This is a genomic window from Pseudomonas sp. BCRC 81390 (assembly GCF_030341915.1).
Lineage (GTDB): Bacteria > Pseudomonadota > Gammaproteobacteria > Pseudomonadales > Pseudomonadaceae > Aquipseudomonas.
The window spans coordinates 14,369-31,354 of record NZ_JATAAG010000001.1; the positions used below are offsets into that span (position 1 = coordinate 14,369).

Sequence of the window (16,986 nt, forward strand, 5' to 3'; positions counted from 1 at the left end):
TCACTGGCGCGCCAGCCAGTCTTCGAAACGGGTGGCGCCAAGCCGTGCGCCGCTGCCGGGGGTGAGTGCCTTGTCGTCGAGCTCGGCGCCGAAATAGCGGGTGTGCACGTCGGCCACCACCTTGCGCTTGTCGCCACGCAGGCGCAGGAAGCGGCGCACCAGCTCGTCCATCGGCAGTGCCTCTGGCCCGGCCACCTCCAGCGTAGCGTTGGCTGCGGGTGCCAGGGCCACGTCGATCAGCGCCGCCACCACGTCATCCGAAGCCAGCGGCTGGAACAGCGCTGGCGACAGGTGGACTTCGTCGCCAACAGTACCCGCCTGGGCGATGCCCTCGACGAATTCGAAGAACTGCGTGGCCCGCAACACGGTGTACGGCAGTCCCGAGTCCTTGATCAACGCCTCCTGGGCGACCTTGGCGCGGAAATAGCCGTTGTCCGGCAGGCGCTCGGTACCGACGATCGACAACGCCACATGATGCTTCACCCCAGCGGCTTTCCCGGCCGCCAGCAGGTTGCGCGTGGACGTCTCGAAGAAGTCCAGCACCGCCTGGTCCTCCCAGGACGGGGCATTGGCCACGTCCACCACCACATCCGCGCCATCCATCGCCTCGGCCAGGCCCTCGCGGGTGATGCTGTTGATCCCGGTGCTCGGCGCTGCCGCGACGGCCTGGTGGCCGCGCTCACGCAGCCCGTTGACCAGCTTCGAACCAATGAGGCCGGTGCCTCCGATGACCACGATTTTCATTGGGCTGTCTCCGCATGCACGACCGCAACCATTGCCGTCGTCTGGCTGCAGCATGCGCCGCCTGGCGCAGCCAGTCCTTGTTCGCGGGCTGGATTTGCCTCCACGCAGGCTTTAATTTGCGTCCAAACTGTTCAAGCCGGGCGCAGGCCAGTACTGCCGCCTGGGCTGCTGTCGTATCATCGACCGATACCTGAAACCAGGCGCCTCGGCCACCGGGCCCACGGCGTGCGAGGGATGCCACGTGCCATTCGTGTTTGACGACTGTCTGCTCGACGAGCAGCGCCGGGAACTGACCCGCCAGGGCCAGGCCGTGGCCATCGGCCCGCAGGTGTTCGACCTGCTGGTAGAACTGGTCAGCCACCGCGACCGGGTGCTGGGCCGCGACGAATTGCTGGCACGGGTGTGGAACGGCAAGGTGGTCTCCGAATCGACCATCACCAGCCACATCAACGCCGTGCGCAAAGCCATCGGCGACTCCGGCGAGGAACAACGGTTGCTGCGCACCGTGGCGCGCAAGGGCTATCGCTTCGTCGGCGAGGTCCGCGAACCCGCCAGCAGCCCGGCGCCAGCCGCAGCCGAAACGGCGCCAGCACCCAGCGGGCCCCCGCTGCCGGACAAGCCGTCGATCACCGTGCTGCCGTTCCAGAACCTCAGCGGAGACCCCGAGCAGGACTATTTCGCTGACGGTATTGTCGAGGACATCATTGCCGCGCTGTCACGCATCCGCTGGCTGTTCGTCATCGCCCGCAACTCCAGCTTCACCTTCAAGGGCCAGCCCATCGACGTGCAGCAGGTCGGCCAGGCGCTGGGCGTGCGCTATGTACTCGAAGGCAGCGTGCGCCGGGCTGGCCAGCGGCTGCGCATCACCGGCCAGCTGATCGACGCCAGCAGCGGCGAACACCTGTGGGCCGAGCGCTTCGAAGGGTCGCTGGATGATGTATTCGAGCTTCAGGACCAAGTCACTGAAAGCGTGGTAGGGGCGATCGCGCCGCAGCTGGAGCGGGCCGAGATCGAGCGGGCCAAGCGCAAGCCCACCGCCGACCTTGGCGCCTACGATTTCTACCTGCGCGGCACGGCCAAGCTGCACCACGGCACCCGCGAGGCGATCGCCGAGGCGTTGACGCTGTATTACCACGCCATCGAGCGCGATCCGGAGTTCGCTTCGGCCTATGGCATGGCGGCATGGTGCTACTTCTGGCGCAAGCTCAATGGCTGGATGGACAACCGCGCCGAGGAAATCGCCGAGGGCGCCCGGCTCGCGCGCCTCGCCGTGACGCTGGGGCGTGACGATGCGGTGGCCCTGACCCGCAGTGGCCATGCCCTTGGCCATCTGACCGGCGACCTGGACGGTGCCATCGCCTTGCTCGACCGGGCACGCCTGCTCAACCCCAACCTGGCGCCGGCCTGGTACCTGGGCGGGGTGCTGCGGGCGTTGCGTGGCGAGACCCAGGCCGCCATCGACAACCTCAGCCATGCCACCCGGCTGAGCCCACTGGACCCGGAGATGTTCCGCATGCAGGTGGGCATGGCGTTGGCGCACTTCTTCGCCGGGCGCCTGGAGCAAGCGCTGGAGTGTGCGGAAAAATCGTTGGGCAACCTGCCGAACTTGCTGGTCGCGGTAGCCCTGGTCGCCGCCAGCCATGCCCTGAGCGGGCGGATGGACAGCGCCTACCGGGCCATGGCGCGCTTGCGCGAGCAAGACCCGGGGCTGCGTGTATCGACCTTGCGTGAATGGTTGCCGATCCATCGCGACGAGGACTTGGCCCGGCTGGCCGAGGGCCTGCAACTGGCCGGTTTGCCAGCCTGACCAGCAAACCGCCGGCCAGGCACGAGCCACTAGCGGCCTGGGTTCACCCTGCCCAGCCAGTCGCTACGGGTCATCTCCCAGATCTCGACGCGCATTGGCCCGGCAACGAAATCGCCATCGCGCACATCGACCAGGCGCATGCCTTCGTGTTCCGACACCTTGCGCGACGCTTTGTTGGCAACCGCCTTGGGAACCCGCATGACGGGGCGCGACAAGGTCTCGAACCAATAAGCATTGATGGCCCGGCATGCTTCGCGCATATAGCCTTGGCCCCACCACTGCGGCGCCAGCCAGAATCCACGGTTGTTTCCAGCCTGGTCATACAGGCTGATGCTGCCGATGATGCGCTCATCTTCGTCGCGCAGGCGGATCATCCAGTGCCACTCTCGGCCGGCGGCCATCGCAGGCAGGGCGATATCACGCACATAGGTCAGCGCCCCGTCTGGCGGATACGGCCATGGCACGCGACGGTCGAGGTAGCGCACCACCTCCCATTGCGGGAACAGCGCCTGTATCGCCTGGGCATTCTCCAAGCGCAGCGGCGTCAGCAGCAGACGCTCTGTGAACAAGGTAGCAAGGCCATCCATGCTTGCGCTCCCGTATCGCCTCGGCAATGAGTCAGTTTTGAAAGTCGACACCGCGCCTGGCGCGCTCATCGACGCTCAACGAAAACACGTTGGGCCGCGAATAATGGCCCACCACATCGAAATCGTAGCGAGCGCGCACCAGCTCCTCCAGGTCGATATCCGCGGTCAACAGCCCCGCTTCACAGTTCATCGGTTTCCGCGCCGCGCACATCAATCGCGTTGTCGGCGTGGCCACCCTGCCGACGCATGCGGCCAAGGCGCTGGCTATGGTGAGCCATGTCGTGTGCCAGCCTTGCCCGATCCACTTGCCACGGTATTCGATAGAACTGGGCTGGCGCATCGACAATGCTCGCGACCCCGCGATTCGCCTGATAACAACCTTGCTGCGTGAGGTCATCGCGCAACTGCCAGGCAGCGATACAAGGCCGCTGCTGCTTGGGTGAAGCTATTGCAAGCCGGGACCTTGTGCGAACGGGCACACCCGCTCCCAGCGCCTGCGAAATTGTCCCCATCCAATGCCCTGACACGCCCCCTGTAGGAGCGGCTTCAGCCGCGAACACCGGCGCAGCCGGTGCCAGGCACCGCCCGGTCAAACGGCAGACGTAGCAGCTTCAAGCGGAAAAACAACCCTGAAGGTCGTACCTCGTTCTGCACTGGAAACGACCTCGATCGTGCCACCATGGCTGGTGACAATCTCGTTGGCAATGAACAAGCCAAGCCCCAGCCCATGCGGTTTTCCACCCTCGGCATGGCCCGCCCGGGCCAAGCGTGCCTCGGGATTGAACAGGTACATCATGCGTTCTGGCGCAATGGGATTGCCCCAGTTGTGAATCTCGATCACTGCGCAATCGTTCTCGGTCGCAAGCCGCACCTGGATCGGCAAGCGGGTATCGCCGTGGCGTATGGCATTGTTGATCAGGTTCGACACCGCCTGGGACATGCGTGGCAGGTCGAAGCTGGCCGGCAATGGCGCTACCTGCTGCAAACGCAGGTCGATCTGCGGATAGGCCAGGCTGACTTCGTTGACGATAGCGTTACACAGAGCGCTGAGCTCATTCGGCTCACGCTGTATGGGTATGCCCAGGCTCAGATTGCATCGGGCCAGGTCGAGCAAATCGTTCACCAGGTCGTTGGCACGCCCGACGCTCGCGTAGATCTGGGTGACCACGGTCTGGTCCCGGGGCCCCAGCTGTTGGCTCTTGGCAAGCATACCGGCGCCCATGGTGATCGCTGTCAGTGGCGAGCGAAGGTCATGGCCGAGTACACCCAGCACCATCTTGCGTGTGGTCTCGACGGCCTTGCAATACGAAGCAATGGATTCGACCAGGGCCTGATCGATGGCTTCGTTGAAGCGGATGATCTCCGCCACCCGCTCGGGCTGGTCGATCGACGTTTCCTGAGCGAGCCACAGGCGCAACACGCTTGAGCGAAGGGCGCGGTACTCCGACACCATCTGGTCCATGCTGAAGCCGTCCATCAGGCGCATGACTGCGTGGGTTTCTGCCGCACTTTCGCGTGCCGACACCGGAGCGAGGCCCTGGGATTTGTCTATTGCCTGCTGTACGGTCTGCTGGGTTTGCATGTCCCGCGCCACGGCCAGAAGAATGTGCGCAGCGTGGTTTCTCAGGCCCGATGTGCTCAGTGCTTCCCTGGGCAGGTCAACCTTTCGGGCGAAGTCCTCCCAAGCCTGGAGGATGCTTTCCATCTGCTCAATGATGAACGTAGACAACCGCATGCAGTCATTCCTCCGCTGCTTGACCAGGGCAGTTTTCGATTGGGTGGCATAAGCGTAGCGCTGCAAAGCCCGGTTTTCGAGCCGGGCGCCACCTTTGTGGCGCTTGTAGCGCTACCGTCTGGCAGTTTCCCAGCGAATAAAAATGTACGGTTCGTTGGTGAACCAGTGTCGGGCGGCGCAGTCATAGCCGGGCCCTTTGACCGGCCCTCATTGCCAACCTCCTGCCGAGCTGTCTGTCCCATGCGCCACGCTGCCTGCTGCTCCCGCCTTGTCTCGCTCTGCCTGTTGCCTTTCCTGCCGCTGTTGACCGCCCCCGCCCATGCCAGCGGGGAGCGCCAGCTGGTAGCGGCGATCAACGACTACCGCGCCCAGCCACAGCGTTGCGAGCGGCGCCTGGTTCGGGCCTCGACGCCGCTGGCGCTGAAGGCGAACCTGGCGCTGCCGATCGGCTACGGGGGTGGCTTGCGCGACGGCTTGAAGGCGGTTGGCTACCAGGCAGTGAAGGTGCGGGCGATCCGCCTGGTCGGCGCGCACGATGCCGAGGAGGCCTTCGACATGCTACGCAGCGACTACTGCGCTGCGCTGCTCGATAGCCAGTATGCCGATATTGGCGTGCGCCGCGCCCGCAATGAATGGCAGGTGGTGTTGGCGCGCCCGTTGCTGGAGGCGCAACTCGGCGACCGGCGCGGCACGGGCCAGGCGTTGCTGGCCCAGGTCAACGCGGCCCGGGCCAAACCGCGCCTGTGCGGGCGCCAGCGCTTTGCTGCCGCACGCCCGTTGGCTTGGAACGCCGCCTTGGGCGCGGCCGCACAGCGCCACAGCCGGGCGATGGCCAACGAAAACTTTTTCGCCCACCGCGACCTCGACGGTGACCTGCCGGCGGACCGGGCGCGGGATGCCGGCTATCGCGGCCGCCAGATCGGCGAGAACATCGCTGCCGGCCAGGGCTCAGCGAGCAAGGCGATGGCAGGCTGGCTGGCCAGCCCGGGGCATTGCGCCAACCTGATGAACCCGATGTTTACCCAGGTGGGGGCGGCCTATGCCGAGAATTCGCGTAGCGATGACGGGGTTTACTGGACGATGCTGTTCGGCGCGCCTTGACCGGCCCAGGCTTCGGGGGCTGGCCTGACAGACCTTGCTACAGCACTTCGAACAGCCCCGCCGCGCCCATCCCGCCGCCGACGCACATGGTCACCACCACGTACTTCACCCCACGCCGCTTGCCCTCCAGAAGCGCATGCCCGACCATCCGCGCCCCGCTCATGCCGTAGGGGTGGCCGATGGCAATGGCACCGCCATTGACGTTCAGCTTCGCAGGGTCTATCTGCAAACGCTGGGCGCAGTACAGCACCTGGCAGGCGAACGCCTCGTTCAGCTCCCACAGGCCGATGTCGTCTACCTTCAGGCCGTGCTGGCGCAACAACCTGGGCACCGCCAGTACCGGGCCGATACCCATTTCTTCAGGAGCAAGACCCGCCACCGCCATGCCACGATACAGCCCCAGCGGCGCCCTGCCCGACCTGGCTGCCAGAGCGCCTTCCATCAGTACGCAGGCACTGGCGCCATCAGACAGCTGGCTGGCGTTGCCGGCCGTCACGCAGCCGCCTTCGACAACTGGCTTCAACCCTTGCAGGTCTGCCAGGGTGGTCGCCGGCCGGTTGCCTTCGTCCTGGCTGAGGCAGACCTGCTCATGGCTCACTGCACCGGTCAGCTTGTCGACCACCTTCCTGCGTGCCGTGACGGGTACGATTTCATCGGCAAACAACCCCGCCGCCTGCGCCGCTGCAGTGCGTTGCTGCGACTGCAAGGCATAGGCATCCTGCGCCTCCCGGCTGATGCCATAGCGGCGGGCGACGAACTCGGCGGTTTGCAGCATCGGCATGTAGGCGTGTTCGCTCATGCGCAGCACGGCAGGGTCACAGGCCTCGATGGCAAGCTGGTTGTGCACCTGCTGCACCAGGCTGATCTGCTCCTGCCCGGCGCCGATGGTCACTTGCATACCATCGACAATGATCTGCTTGGCCGCCGTGGCGATGGCCATCAGGCCCGAAGCACACTGGCGGTCGAGGGTTTGCCCGCTGACCGATTGCGGCAAACCAGCTGCCAGCGCCGAAAGACGCCCAGGGTTGATAGCGGCAGTACCGCTCTGCATGGCGGTACCCAGTACCAGGTCCTCCACCTGCGCCGGCTCGATACCTGCCCGCTCGACGGCTGCGCGAATCGCGACGGCTGTCATGCCAGGGGTTTTCAGGTCGTTGAAGGCGCCACGCATGGCTTTGCCGATGGGTGTACGGGCAGTGGAGACGATCACCGCGTCTATCATTGTCAGGATTCCTCAGCGGACAAGGGCTGCAATTCGCTCAAAACCCGCCGCAAGCGGGCAGGCACCGGAACCGGGCGTCGCCCCTGCCGGTCGACGAACACATGGACGAAGCGTCCGGTGGCGCAGGCCAGGGCTTGGCCCTGGATGAATACGGCCAACTGGTACTGCACCGAGGTGTTGCCCAGCCGGCTGACCGCCAGGCCCACCTCGATGTCCTGCGGAAACGCTACAGGCGACTGGTAGTCGCAGGCCGAGCTGACCACCAGCGCAATCGCCGCGCCATGGTGGATATCCAGTCCGCCCTGCTCGATCAGCAGGCGGTTCACGGCGCTGTCGAAAAAACCGTAATAGACCACGTTGTTCACGTGCCCATAGGCGTCGTTGTCATGCCAGCGGGTGGCGATCAGCGTGTAGTGCCGATAATAGTCACGTTGCCGATGCACGCTCATCAGTAGGCCGCCTCGTAGATGGCCAATGCATCGGCCTGGGTGACTTCACGCGGGTTGTTGACCAGCAGGCGCTGCTGTTGCATCGCATCTTCTGCCAGTTGCGGCAGGCGATGGCGCGGAACATCGGCGTCGCGCAGTCGCCCAGGCAAACCGCAGCGGGCGCCCAGCACAGCCAGCTCCTCGACGAACTGATCAGCCTGCCGGTGCAGGTCGCCAGGCTGCAATCGCGGGCCCAACAAGGGCACCGCCAGTTGGGCATAGTCCGCCACCGCGACGGGCAGGTTGAAGCGCAGCACATGTGGCAACACCAACGCGTTGGACAGGCCATGGGCAATATGGAAGTGCCCACCCAACGGATAAGCCAGCGCATGTACCGCCGCCACCGGGGCATTGGCAAACGCCTGGCCGGCCAGGCAGGCGCCGAGCAGCATGGCCTGGCGCGCGTCCAGGTTGCCGCCGTTGTGCACGGCCTGGTCCAGGTTCTCCGCCAGCAGCCGCAGCGCCTCGCGGGCCAGCAGGCTCGACAGCGGGTTGCGCTTGAGACGGCTGGTATAGGCTTCGATGGCATGCACCATCGCATCGATGCCGGTCGCGGCGGTTACCGCCGGGGGCAGGCCGAGGGTGCACACGGCATCGAGTACTGCCAGGTCCGGCAACAGCAGAGGCGAGACGATGCCCATCTTGCTGGTGGCGCCGGTGGTGACGATGGCGATTGGCGTCACCTCCGAACCGGTGCCGGCCGTGGTCGGCACCTGGATCAACGCCAAGCGCCGGCCCTTGGCCTTGTCTATGCCATAGAGTTCGGCAAGCGGCTGGGTGCAGTCGCGGTGGGCCAGCAGCGCGACCAGCTTGGCGACATCCATCGAACTGCCGCCGCCAAAGCCTACCACCAGGTCAGCGCCGATATGCCGGGCCCGCTGGGTGGCAGCCAGCACACAGGCTTCGCTGGGGTCGGCGCTGACCTCGCTGAAGATTGCCACGCCGACCTTCGCCGTCGTGAACCCCGGCAGCAGGTCATCGAGCATGCCCAGGCGGGCGATACCGGGGTCACTGACGATCAGCACGCGCCGTGCGCCGCGCTCGCGGCACAGCGTGGCAAGGCGCTGCACCGCGCCCGCTTCGCAGAGAATCTGCCCGGTAGTCGCGAAATTGAAAGGCTGCATCTGGCTCTCCTTGTGTCATCGTTGGCCGAGCGCTAAAAGGCAAAGTCGCTCGCTGCCAGCGCCATGAGGCAATCTGCACCGCCCAGCAGGGCTTCACGGTGCGCGGTAGCGCGGGGCAGGACACGTCGCCAGTAGAACTGCGCCGCGTGCAGCTTGGCCCGGTAGAAACCCGTTTCGGCACTGCCACCAGCCAGTGCCGCCTCGGCGCGCACGGCCGCCTGCAGCCACAATGCGGCAAGCAGCACGTAGGCCGAGTAGGCCAGGAAGTCCACCGAGACCGCGCCCATTTCCTGAGGGTCACGCTGGCAAGCCTCGACGACATGGCCGGCCAGTGCGCGCCATTCCTCCAGGCGCTGCCCGACTGCTGCCGCCATGGCATGCAGACCGCCACCGGCACCAGCCGCCTCGACATGCAGGGCCAGTTCATCGACCAGCAAGTTCAGCTCGGCCCCGCCATCGCCCAGCAGCTTGCGGCGCACCAGGTCGAGGGCCTGGATGCCGTTAGTGCCTTCATAGAGCTGGGTGATGCGGCTATCACGCATCAACTGCTCCATGCCCCACTCGCGGATATAGCCGTGCCCGCCGTACAGTTGCACGCCCAGGCTGGCGACCTCCTGCCCGACATCGGTGAAGAACGCCTTGACGATCGGGATCAGCAGCGCCGCCCGCCGGGCTGCGCCCTGGCGTGCCTGATCAGCCGCCGCTGCGTGCTCCAGGTCGAGCTGCCGGGCGGTGTAGATGGCCAGCATGCGGCAGCCCTCGGTGAGGGCCTTCTGGGTCAACAGCATGCGTCGCACATCGGGGTGGACGATGATCGGATCAGCCGGCCTGTCCGCCGCAACCGGGCCGGTCAGGGCGCGCGATTGCAAGCGTTCGCGAGCATAGGCCAGGCCACCCTGGAAAGCCGCCTCGGCAATGCCCAGCCCCTGCAGGCCGACCTGGAAACGGGCGTCGTTCATCATGGTGAACATGCACGCCAGGCCCTGGTTGGCCTCACCCACCAGCCATCCCAGGGCACCGTCGAAATTCATCACGCAAGTCGAGGCGCCCTTGATGCCCATCTTGTGCTCAAGCGCACCACAGCCCAGCGTGTTGCGCTCGCCACCCGGCAGCAGCTTGGGCACCAGAAACAGGCTGATGCCGCGCACCCCGGCCGGCGCATCGGGCAAGCGGGCAAGCACCAGATGAATGATGTTGTCGGTCAGGTCCTGTTCGCCACCACTGATGAAGATCTTGCTGCCGGTGATGCAATAGGAGCCGTCGGCCTGCGGCTGGGCGCGGGTACGCAGCAAGGCCAGGTCAGTGCCGGCCTGCGGCTCGGTGAGGCACATGGTACCGGCCCACTCGCCACTGACCATGGGCGCCAGATAGGCCTGCCGCAGCGCCGGACTGCCATGACGATGCAGGGCCAGCACGGCGCCTTCGGTGAGGCCGGAATAGATGCGGAACGACAACGACGCGGCCATCAGCATTTCGTGGAAGCTGGCCGAGGCCATTTGCGGCAGTCCTTGTCCGCCGTAAGCCTGCGGCCCGGTCATGCTGGCCCAGCCATGGGCGACGTATTGCCGGTAGGCATCGCGAAAACCGTCGGGCGTGGTGACTTCTCCCCCGGCCAACTGGCAGCCCTGCTCGTCACTGTTGCGGTTGAGAGGAGCGACGACTTCGCCGGTAAAGCGCGCGGCCTCTTCCAGAATGCCGTCGAGGGTGTCGCGGTCCAGCTCGATGCCCAACTGCTGACAATGGCCGGCAACGTCGAACAGCTCGTGCAGCACGAAGCGCATGTCGCGCAAGGGCGCCTGGTAATTCATGCCTGAGCCTCCGCCAGCTGGTCGAAGCGCTTGCCCTTGGCCACCATCGGGTAGAGCATGCCGGCCGGGCGCCAATGCTCGCCCAATACGCTTTGCAGGTACTCCAGCCGGGCCAGGATGAATGCTGTACCGTGGTCATCGGCCCAGCGCATCGGGCCACCTGTGGCCGCCGGGAAGCCATAGCCGTTGAGCCACACCCGGTCGATGTCGGTGCTGCTGGCAGCGATGCCTTCCTGCAGGATCTTTGCCCCCTCGTTGACCAGCGCCAGCAGGCAGCGCTCGACGATTTCCTCCGCGCTGATGCCACGGCGACGGTAACCCAGGTCGTTGGAAACCTTGAGCACCAGGGCGTCGACCTCGGGGTCATGCTCGGCCTGGCGGCTGCCAGGTACATAACGGTAGTAGCCCTTCCCGGTCTTCTGACCCAGCCGGCCCAGATCGCACAGCGCATTGTCCACTTGCACCAGCGGATCGTGCATGCCCTGCCTGGCCAGCTGACGGGCGCGCCATTCCAGGTCGATGCCTACCACGTCGTACATGCGGAACGGGCCCATGGCAAAACCGAACTGTTGCAGCACCGCATCCACCTGGTGCGGCAGCGCGCCTTCGAGCAGCAACTTGCGTGCTTCGGCCACATAACTGCGCAGCATGCGGTTGCCGATGAAACCCGGGCAGTTGCCGGCCACTACTACCACTTTGCCCAGGCGTTCGCCCAGCGCCAGGGCGGTATCGAGCACCGCCTGGTCGGTGTGCGCGCCGCGCACAATCTCGAGCAGCTTCATGACATGCGCGGGGCTGAAGAAATGCAGGCCCAGTACCTGCGCCGGCCGCCGGGTCACCATCGCGATCGCGTCGATGTCCAGCGCCGAGGTATTGCTGGCCAGAATCGCCCCAGGCTTGAGGTGCTGATCCAGGGCGCGGAAGATTTCCTGCTTGAGTTCAAGGCTTTCATACACCGCCTCGATCACCAGATCGGCCTGGGCCAGCGCGGCATAGCCATCCACCGTCTGCACACGCGCCAGGCAGGCTTCGGCCTCGGCCTGGGTGACACGCTGCTTTTCCACCTGCTGGGCCCAAGTCTGGCTGACCATGCTCAGGCCAGCGTCCAGGGCTGATGCGTTGCTGTCGAGCCACAGCACCGACAGGCCGGCACTGGCGAGGCTGATGACAATGCCGCGGCCCATGGTACCTGCGCCTATCACGGCCACCTGATTGATCGCAAAGGGGGTATTCACGCGCAACGCTCCTGCTTGTTGTAGGTATGAGGACAGGCATCACCCTAAGCAGGCCGCAGGTATTTTTGAAATTTCAATTTCATATGCCATATATTCTGGCCATGAATATTTCAAACTTCGATCTGAACCTGTTGCGGGTCTTCGACATGCTGCTGCGCGAGCAGAACGTCTCACGGGCGGCGGAACGATTGGCCCTGACCCAGCCCACGGTCAGCAACGCCCTGGCGCGGCTGCGCGACCAGCTTGGCGACCCGCTGCTGGTTCGTGTGGGCCGGCGCATGCGCCCTACGCCGCGGGCACTGGCACTGGAGGGGCCGATTCGAGCAGCGTTGCAACAGATCGAGCAGACCCTGGCCACCGGTGATGCCTTCGAGCCACAGCGCAGCCACCGTCAGCTGCGCATCGCCCTCACCGACTTCGTCGAACAGCTGTGCATGCCACCGCTGCTGGCACGCTTGCAGGTACTGGCCCCACACTTGCGCATCGATGTGCTGCACCTGGCCCCCAACCTGCCGGCCGAAGCGCTGGACCGCGGCGACCTCGATCTGGTGCTGGGGCGCTTCGATGAGGTGCCGGCACGCTTCAGCCGCCACCCTTGGAGGCGCGAAACCCTGCAAGTCGCGCTGCGCCAGAAGCATCCGCAACTGGCGCCGGACCAGGCGCTGGACCTTCAGGCGTTCCTCGGCTTGCGGCACATCTGGGTACACGGTGGCCAGACCCGAGGCATGGTCGACCAATGGCTGGCCGAACAAGGCCTGACCCGGCAGATTGCGTACACCACGCCCAACTACCTGCAAGCCGCGCATCTGGCCGCCGCCACCGAGATGTGCGTGGTGCTGCCGCGGCAACTTGCACAGCAGTTCGCGAAGTTGCTGCCCCTGACGGTGCACGAACTGCCCTTTGCCCTGGAGCCGTTCGAGCTGGAACTGGTGCACCTGACCCATCGCCGGCACGACCCCGCCCTTGCCTGGCTGGTGGAACAGATCCTGGGGCTTGCGCCTGCCTGAGGCCATCAGAAAATGCAATGGCACCCATGCCGCTCTGGTATTGGCTGATGCCCGAGCCGGTCCCCTACAGTGGTCCGCCACGATAACAACAAGGACACACCATGCGCTTCCCACTGTCGATGCTGGCGCTCGCCCTGCTGGTGCCCCTGCCAAGCCTGGCCACTACGGCGGCAAAGGACGCCACGCCGGCCACCCAGGCCAGCAATCAGCAATGGCTGCAACGCCTGCCCTTCGATGACCACGGGGATTTCGAGGCGGCCCGTCGCGGGCTGCTCGAACGCTTCGACGGGCCGGTCACGACCGCCGATGGCAAGACAGTGTGGGACCTGGGTCAGTACCGTTTTCTCGCCCCGGCGCAGGCCCCGGCCACGGTCAACCCGAGCTTGTGGCGCATCGCCCAGCTGAACACTATCGCCGGGCTGTTCAAGGTCACCGAAGGTATCTACCAGGTCCGCGGCCTGGACCTGGCCAACATGACCATCGTTGAAGGCCAGGACGGGCTGATCGTGCTGGACCCGCTGCTGGCCGTCGAAACCGCCAGGGCCGGCCTTGAATTGTATTTCCGGCACCGCCCGCGCAAGCCGGTGACCACGGTCATCTACACCCACCCGCACATCGACCACTTCGGCGGCGTGCGCGGGGTGATCGACGAGGCGGACGTCAAGGCCGGCAAGGTCCAGGTCATTGCACCTGAAGGCTTCTTCGAGCATGCCGTCGGCGAAAACGTGCTGGCCGGTCCGGCCATGAAACGTCGCGCCCAGTACATGTACGGCGCACCACTGCCCCGCGGGCCACGCGGCCAGGTGGATGCCGGCCTGGGCAAAGGCGTGCCGGCCAATGCCACCGTCAGCCTGATAGCACCGACGCTGGAAATCAGCCAGCCGCTGCAACGCATGACCCTCAGCGGCGTGGAGGTAGAGTTCCAGTTGACCCCGGGCACCGAAGCGCCAGCAGAGATGAACATCTACTTCCCTGGGCTCAAGGCATTGTGCATGGCCGAGAACGCCACCCACGTGCAGCACAATGTGCTGACCCTGCGCGGTGCGCTGGTGCGCGACCCAAAAATATGGGCGCACTACCTGGACCAATCGCTGTTGCGTTACGGCGCCCAGGCCGAGGTAGTCTTCGCCCAGCATCACTGGCCGACCTGGGGCGGGCCGGCAATCCGCGAATACCTGGCCGACCAGCGTGACATGTATGCCTTCATCGATAGCCAGACCTTGCGCCTGATCAACCAGGGCCAGACACCGATGGAAATCGCCCAGAGCCTGGCCAGCCTTCCGCCGCGCCTGGCCAGCAAATGGTACAGCCGCGACTACTATGGCTCGCTCAGCCATAACGTACGTGCTGTCTACCAACGCTATATGGGCTTTTACGACGGCAACCCGGCCAACCTGGATCCACTGCCGCCACAAGCTGCCGGCAAGCGCTACGTGGCAGCCATGGGTGGTGCCGATCGGGTGCTGGCCCAGGCACGCCAGGCCTTTGCCGAAGGTGACTACCGCTGGGTGGCGCAACTGGTGAACCATCTGGTATTCGCCGAACCAGGCAATACCGCAGCGCGTGAACTGCAAGCCGATGCGCTGGAGCAGCTGGGTTACCAGAGCGAGAACGCCACCTGGCGCAATGCCTACCTCAGCGGCGCCCAGGAGCTGCGCGGCGGCGTAGCCGCCAGCACCGGCAGTGGCGGCAATGCCGACGATATGGTGCGGGCTCTGACACCCAGCCTGTTCTTCGATTACCTTGGCGTACGGGTGGATGCCTTCAAGGCGGCAGATAGCGACCTCAGCATCAACTGGCGCTTCACCGACCTGGGTGAAGACTACGCCCTTACCCTGCGCAACGGCGTGCTCACCCATCGCGACCTGACTCGTCACCCCCAGGCCGATGTGCAGGTGAGCATGATCAAACGGACACTGGACCGCATTGCCCTGAAGCAGACCGGGTTCCTCAAGGAGGCCACCCTGGGCGAAATCTCCATCGAAGGGGAGCGGCTGAAGTTCCTGCGCTTCATGGGCGGCCTGGAGAACACCGATTCCCGTTTCAACATCGTGACCCCTTGAGCCCCGGCGTCTTCGCCGGCAAGCCCGCTCCCACCGGTACCCTCTCACAGGGTACCTGGGAGGGGTTTCAGCCCCCGTTCGCCAACCGGTGCAACCCTGCCAGCGCCATCAGGCACACCGCGCTAGCCAGCGCCACTACCGGCAGAATCGCAGGCTGACCGCGCTCGGCGCGCAACATCGCCAGGCCCTCGCTGTAGCGCCGCCCCTGGCGGGCCAACAGCATCAGCGTCGCGACGCCCACCAGTGCGGCCAGCAGCAGGTCGCCCTGTCGCAAAGCCAGCCCCACGACTACTACCAGCGCCAGCCAGGTACGCCGCCAGGCCAGTTCGGTGCGTTCGGCCTGCAAACCCGGATCAAGCATGCCAGCGCGGCCACAACACGGCAGCGGCCAGCACTGCCGCGACCAGACAACCCAGTGCCAACAGCGGCACCAGCGCCGGCAGCGGCAATGGCCGGCGCTGGCGCAAGGCACGCTCCACCCGCAGCCAGCGCAGGCAGGCGCCGGCGCTCAGCAGCGTGCTCAACACCATCAGGCCGCCGACCAGCCAAAGCCGAAGCGGCGCCTGCAGGGCCTGGCCGGCAAAGGTCTCGATGGCAATACCCCCCCCCAGCAACGCCAGCGCGGTTCGGATCCAGGCCAGGAACGTGCGCTCGTTGGCCAAGGTGAAGCGAGGGTCGGGCGCCTCGCCCTGCCCCAGCAGACGCCGAGCCCAGTCCGGCCGTGGTTCAAACACGTCCATCAGCGCACACCAAAGCTGCGCAAGGCGCCGGGAGAGAAATACGAAAGGCTGGTGCGAACATTGAAGTCAAACGGGCGACGCTGCTCGTTGATCAGCCCTGACGCATGGTAGCGGCCGCTCTTGAGGTCATAGGTGACCTCCATTGCGTTGACCGCCACTTCGCCGCCTGGGTGGTAAAAGCTGTGAGCCTGTGACGTGCGCCACAGCTGGCCGCCAGCATCGTAGCTGTCGGTTTCGAGAATGGCCCAGGTATCTTCGTCCACATAGAAGCGCCGCTTGGCGTAGATGTGCTGTGCACCGGGCTTTAGGGTCGCCTCCACCACCCACACCCGATGCAGCTCGTAGCGGGTCGGCGCCGGATTGACATGGCCAGGCTTGATCAGCTCGGCATAGCTCAGCTCGGGCGATGCCAGGCGGTAGCTGTTGTAGGGTACATGCAGGGTCTGCTTGCCCAGCAACTTCCACTGGTAACGGTCGGGGGCACCATTGAACATGTCGCGGCTGTCGGCAGTACGCAGGCCGGCAGTGCCTGGCCCGGTGGTATCGTAGGCGATGCTCGGCGCGCGCCGCACACGCCGCTGACTGGCACTGTAGACCCAGGACAAGCGGGGTTCGGCTACCTGGTCAAGGGTTTCATGCACCACCATGGCATCACCGGCAAGCCGTGATGGTGCGATCATGCGGTAGGTGAAGTAATACAGCACATTGCTAGCACCCAGCCCACTCAGGCCTTCCGGGCGGGCTAAGTCCTGGCGCGCACTCATCAGTACGAAGCGGCCGTTCTTGAGCGGTGTGACGCTATCGGACATCTGAATATAGCTGGCATTGCGGTGCCGGGTCAGGTGGTTCCAGATTACCTCCAGGCCATTGCCCGGCCGAGGAAACGCAATCACGCCACTGAACCCGCGCAGACCGTTGCCGTGGTCATCCAGCTGCACCTGCCCTGCGTTGCGGGCAGCCGAGGCGACGACGGCTGCAGGCACCGCCACGCTGCGATGAGTGGGGTAGACCGGCAGTTCGAAGGTTTGTGGGAAGCGCTTGAGCAAAGCTACCTGGCCATCGGAAAGCTGGCCCTGGTAACGCCGATAGTTGGCCGCCGTGATCCGGTACAGCGGCTGCTCGGCGGCATATGGATCCAGCGGCGTGCCGTTGTCGCCCAGACGCTGCTGGGCTACGGTCAACCCGCCTTGCCAGGCCGGGATACGGCCATCCGGGCTGGCCGCACGTTCAGCGCCCACAGGGGTCAGGTTGTCAGGCAGGCCTGCTGCAGCCAACCCGGCGCTGGCCCAGAACAGGCCGATCATCAGCATTCGCATTTTCATCAT

Annotated in this window: 15 protein-coding genes and 1 pseudogene; 4 read left to right on the forward strand and 12 right to left on the reverse strand. The window is 65.4% G+C overall.

Annotated features, from left to right (window positions below):
• Nucleotides 1–744, reverse strand: a complete 744-nt coding sequence (locus QSV36_RS00070; RefSeq protein ID WP_289128703.1) for an SDR family oxidoreductase — start codon at nucleotides 742–744, stop codon at nucleotides 1–3.
• 241 nt (nucleotides 745–985) lie between these two features.
• Here QSV36_RS00070 and QSV36_RS00075 point away from each other — a divergent pair, with 241 nt between their 5' ends.
• On the forward strand, nucleotides 986–2,551 hold the full coding sequence (locus tag QSV36_RS00075; protein ID WP_289128706.1) for a winged helix-turn-helix domain-containing protein: 1,566 nt from the start codon (nucleotides 986–988) through the stop codon (nucleotides 2,549–2,551).
• Between the two features lie 29 nt (nucleotides 2,552–2,580).
• Here QSV36_RS00075 and QSV36_RS00080 read toward each other — a convergent pair whose 3' ends face one another.
• The 3 genes and pseudogenes from QSV36_RS00080 to QSV36_RS00090 all read right to left on the reverse strand — a co-directional run bounded on the left by QSV36_RS00080 (nucleotide 2,581) and on the right by QSV36_RS00090 (nucleotide 4,939).
• Nucleotides 2,581–3,138, reverse strand: coding sequence for a GNAT family N-acetyltransferase (locus QSV36_RS00080; protein WP_289128708.1), 558 nt, complete (start codon nucleotides 3,136–3,138; stop codon nucleotides 2,581–2,583).
• Nucleotides 3,139–3,169: 31 nt separating this feature from the next.
• Nucleotides 3,170–3,331: pseudogene (locus QSV36_RS00085) on the reverse strand (carbon-nitrogen hydrolase family protein); the annotation flags it as partial.
• Nucleotides 3,332–3,727: 396 nt separating this feature from the next.
• Entirely contained in the window at nucleotides 3,728–4,939 is a 1,212-nt protein-coding gene (locus tag QSV36_RS00090) for a sensor histidine kinase (RefSeq protein WP_353853202.1), read from the reverse strand.
• A gap of 174 nt (nucleotides 4,940–5,113) precedes the next feature.
• Between QSV36_RS00090 and QSV36_RS00095 the strand changes: the two genes are divergently transcribed.
• Entirely contained in the window at nucleotides 5,114–5,974 is an 861-nt protein-coding gene (locus QSV36_RS00095; protein ID WP_289128710.1) for a CAP domain-containing protein, read from the forward strand.
• A 37-nt stretch (nucleotides 5,975–6,011) separates the two neighbouring features.
• Here QSV36_RS00095 and QSV36_RS00100 read toward each other — a convergent pair whose 3' ends face one another.
• From QSV36_RS00100 to QSV36_RS00120, 5 genes are read right to left on the reverse strand one after another with little or no spacing between them, the layout of a single operon-like run.
• Nucleotides 6,012–7,196 carry an acetyl-CoA C-acyltransferase gene (locus tag QSV36_RS00100; RefSeq protein ID WP_289128712.1) on the reverse strand — a complete coding sequence of 395 codons (1,185 nt, stop codon included), beginning with the start codon at nucleotides 7,194–7,196 and terminating at the stop codon, nucleotides 6,012–6,014.
• A 2-nt stretch (nucleotides 7,197–7,198) separates the two neighbouring features.
• Nucleotides 7,199–7,645, reverse strand: a complete 447-nt coding sequence (locus QSV36_RS00105) for an acyl-CoA thioesterase (RefSeq protein WP_289128715.1) — start codon at nucleotides 7,643–7,645, stop codon at nucleotides 7,199–7,201.
• A complete protein-coding gene (locus QSV36_RS00110) occupies nucleotides 7,645–8,808 on the reverse strand; it encodes an iron-containing alcohol dehydrogenase (protein WP_289128717.1) in 1,164 nt (387 codons plus the stop codon). The genes QSV36_RS00105 and QSV36_RS00110 overlap by 1 nt, the downstream gene beginning before the upstream one ends.
• 32 nt (nucleotides 8,809–8,840) lie before the next feature.
• The gene (locus QSV36_RS00115) at nucleotides 8,841–10,616 is read right to left on the reverse strand and encodes an acyl-CoA dehydrogenase C-terminal domain-containing protein (protein WP_289128720.1); all 1,776 of its coding nucleotides are present in this window, start codon (nucleotides 10,614–10,616) and stop codon (nucleotides 8,841–8,843) included.
• Nucleotides 10,613–11,851 (reverse strand): 3-hydroxyacyl-CoA dehydrogenase, encoded by a 1,239-nt coding sequence (locus tag QSV36_RS00120; protein ID WP_289128722.1) that lies wholly within the window; start codon nucleotides 11,849–11,851, stop codon nucleotides 10,613–10,615. The genes QSV36_RS00115 and QSV36_RS00120 overlap by 4 nt, the downstream gene beginning before the upstream one ends.
• Before the next feature lie 83 nt (nucleotides 11,852–11,934).
• Between QSV36_RS00120 and QSV36_RS00125 the strand changes: the two genes are divergently transcribed.
• Together QSV36_RS00125 and QSV36_RS00130 are read left to right on the forward strand one after the other, a co-directional pair.
• The gene (locus QSV36_RS00125; RefSeq protein WP_289128725.1) at nucleotides 11,935–12,858 is read left to right on the forward strand and encodes a LysR family transcriptional regulator; all 924 of its coding nucleotides are present in this window, start codon (nucleotides 11,935–11,937) and stop codon (nucleotides 12,856–12,858) included.
• Nucleotides 12,859–12,959: 101 nt separating this feature from the next.
• On the forward strand, nucleotides 12,960–14,921 hold the full coding sequence (locus QSV36_RS00130) for an alkyl/aryl-sulfatase (RefSeq protein WP_289128727.1): 1,962 nt from the start codon (nucleotides 12,960–12,962) through the stop codon (nucleotides 14,919–14,921).
• A 67-nt stretch (nucleotides 14,922–14,988) separates the two neighbouring features.
• Here the strand turns inward: QSV36_RS00130 and QSV36_RS00135 are convergent, their stop codons facing one another.
• Genes QSV36_RS00135 through QSV36_RS00145 form a run of 3 tightly spaced genes read right to left on the reverse strand, consistent with a single transcriptional unit; the run spans nucleotide 14,989 to nucleotide 16,971 of the window.
• Complete coding sequence (locus QSV36_RS00135; RefSeq protein ID WP_289128729.1) at nucleotides 14,989–15,282, reverse strand: DUF202 domain-containing protein; 294 nt, start codon at nucleotides 15,280–15,282, stop codon at nucleotides 14,989–14,991.
• The gene (locus QSV36_RS00140) at nucleotides 15,275–15,661 is read right to left on the reverse strand and encodes a YidH family protein (RefSeq protein WP_289128732.1); all 387 of its coding nucleotides are present in this window, start codon (nucleotides 15,659–15,661) and stop codon (nucleotides 15,275–15,277) included. Before QSV36_RS00140 ends, QSV36_RS00135 begins: the two co-directional genes overlap by 8 nt.
• A complete protein-coding gene (locus tag QSV36_RS00145) occupies nucleotides 15,661–16,971 on the reverse strand; it encodes a DUF1329 domain-containing protein (protein WP_289128781.1) in 1,311 nt (436 codons plus the stop codon). The genes QSV36_RS00140 and QSV36_RS00145 overlap by 1 nt, the downstream gene beginning before the upstream one ends.
• Nucleotides 16,972–16,986 lie beyond the last annotated feature (15 nt).

Coding starts and splice junctions, on each gene's coding strand:
- QSV36_RS00070 (WP_289128703.1), bottom strand. CDS start 744: ATGAAAATCGTGGTCATCGGAGGCACCGGCCTCATTGGTTCGAAGCTG.
- QSV36_RS00080 (WP_289128708.1), bottom strand. CDS start 3,138: ATGGATGGCCTTGCTACCTTGTTCACAGAGCGTCTGCTGCTGACGCCG.
- QSV36_RS00095 (WP_289128710.1), top strand. CDS start 5,114: ATGCGCCACGCTGCCTGCTGCTCCCGCCTTGTCTCGCTCTGCCTGTTG.
- QSV36_RS00100 (WP_289128712.1), bottom strand. CDS start 7,196: ATGATAGACGCGGTGATCGTCTCCACTGCCCGTACACCCATCGGCAAA.
- QSV36_RS00105 (WP_289128715.1), bottom strand. CDS start 7,645: ATGAGCGTGCATCGGCAACGTGACTATTATCGGCACTACACGCTGATC.
- QSV36_RS00110 (WP_289128717.1), bottom strand. CDS start 8,808: ATGCAGCCTTTCAATTTCGCGACTACCGGGCAGATTCTCTGCGAAGCG.
- QSV36_RS00115 (WP_289128720.1), bottom strand. CDS start 10,616: ATGAATTACCAGGCGCCCTTGCGCGACATGCGCTTCGTGCTGCACGAG.
- QSV36_RS00125 (WP_289128725.1), top strand. CDS start 11,935: ATGCCATATATTCTGGCCATGAATATTTCAAACTTCGATCTGAACCTG.
- QSV36_RS00130 (WP_289128727.1), top strand. CDS start 12,960: ATGCGCTTCCCACTGTCGATGCTGGCGCTCGCCCTGCTGGTGCCCCTG.
- QSV36_RS00135 (WP_289128729.1), bottom strand. CDS start 15,282: ATGCTTGATCCGGGTTTGCAGGCCGAACGCACCGAACTGGCCTGGCGG.
- QSV36_RS00140 (WP_289128732.1), bottom strand. CDS start 15,661: ATGGACGTGTTTGAACCACGGCCGGACTGGGCTCGGCGTCTGCTGGGG.
- QSV36_RS00145 (WP_289128781.1), bottom strand. CDS start 16,971: ATGCTGATGATCGGCCTGTTCTGGGCCAGCGCCGGGTTGGCTGCAGCA.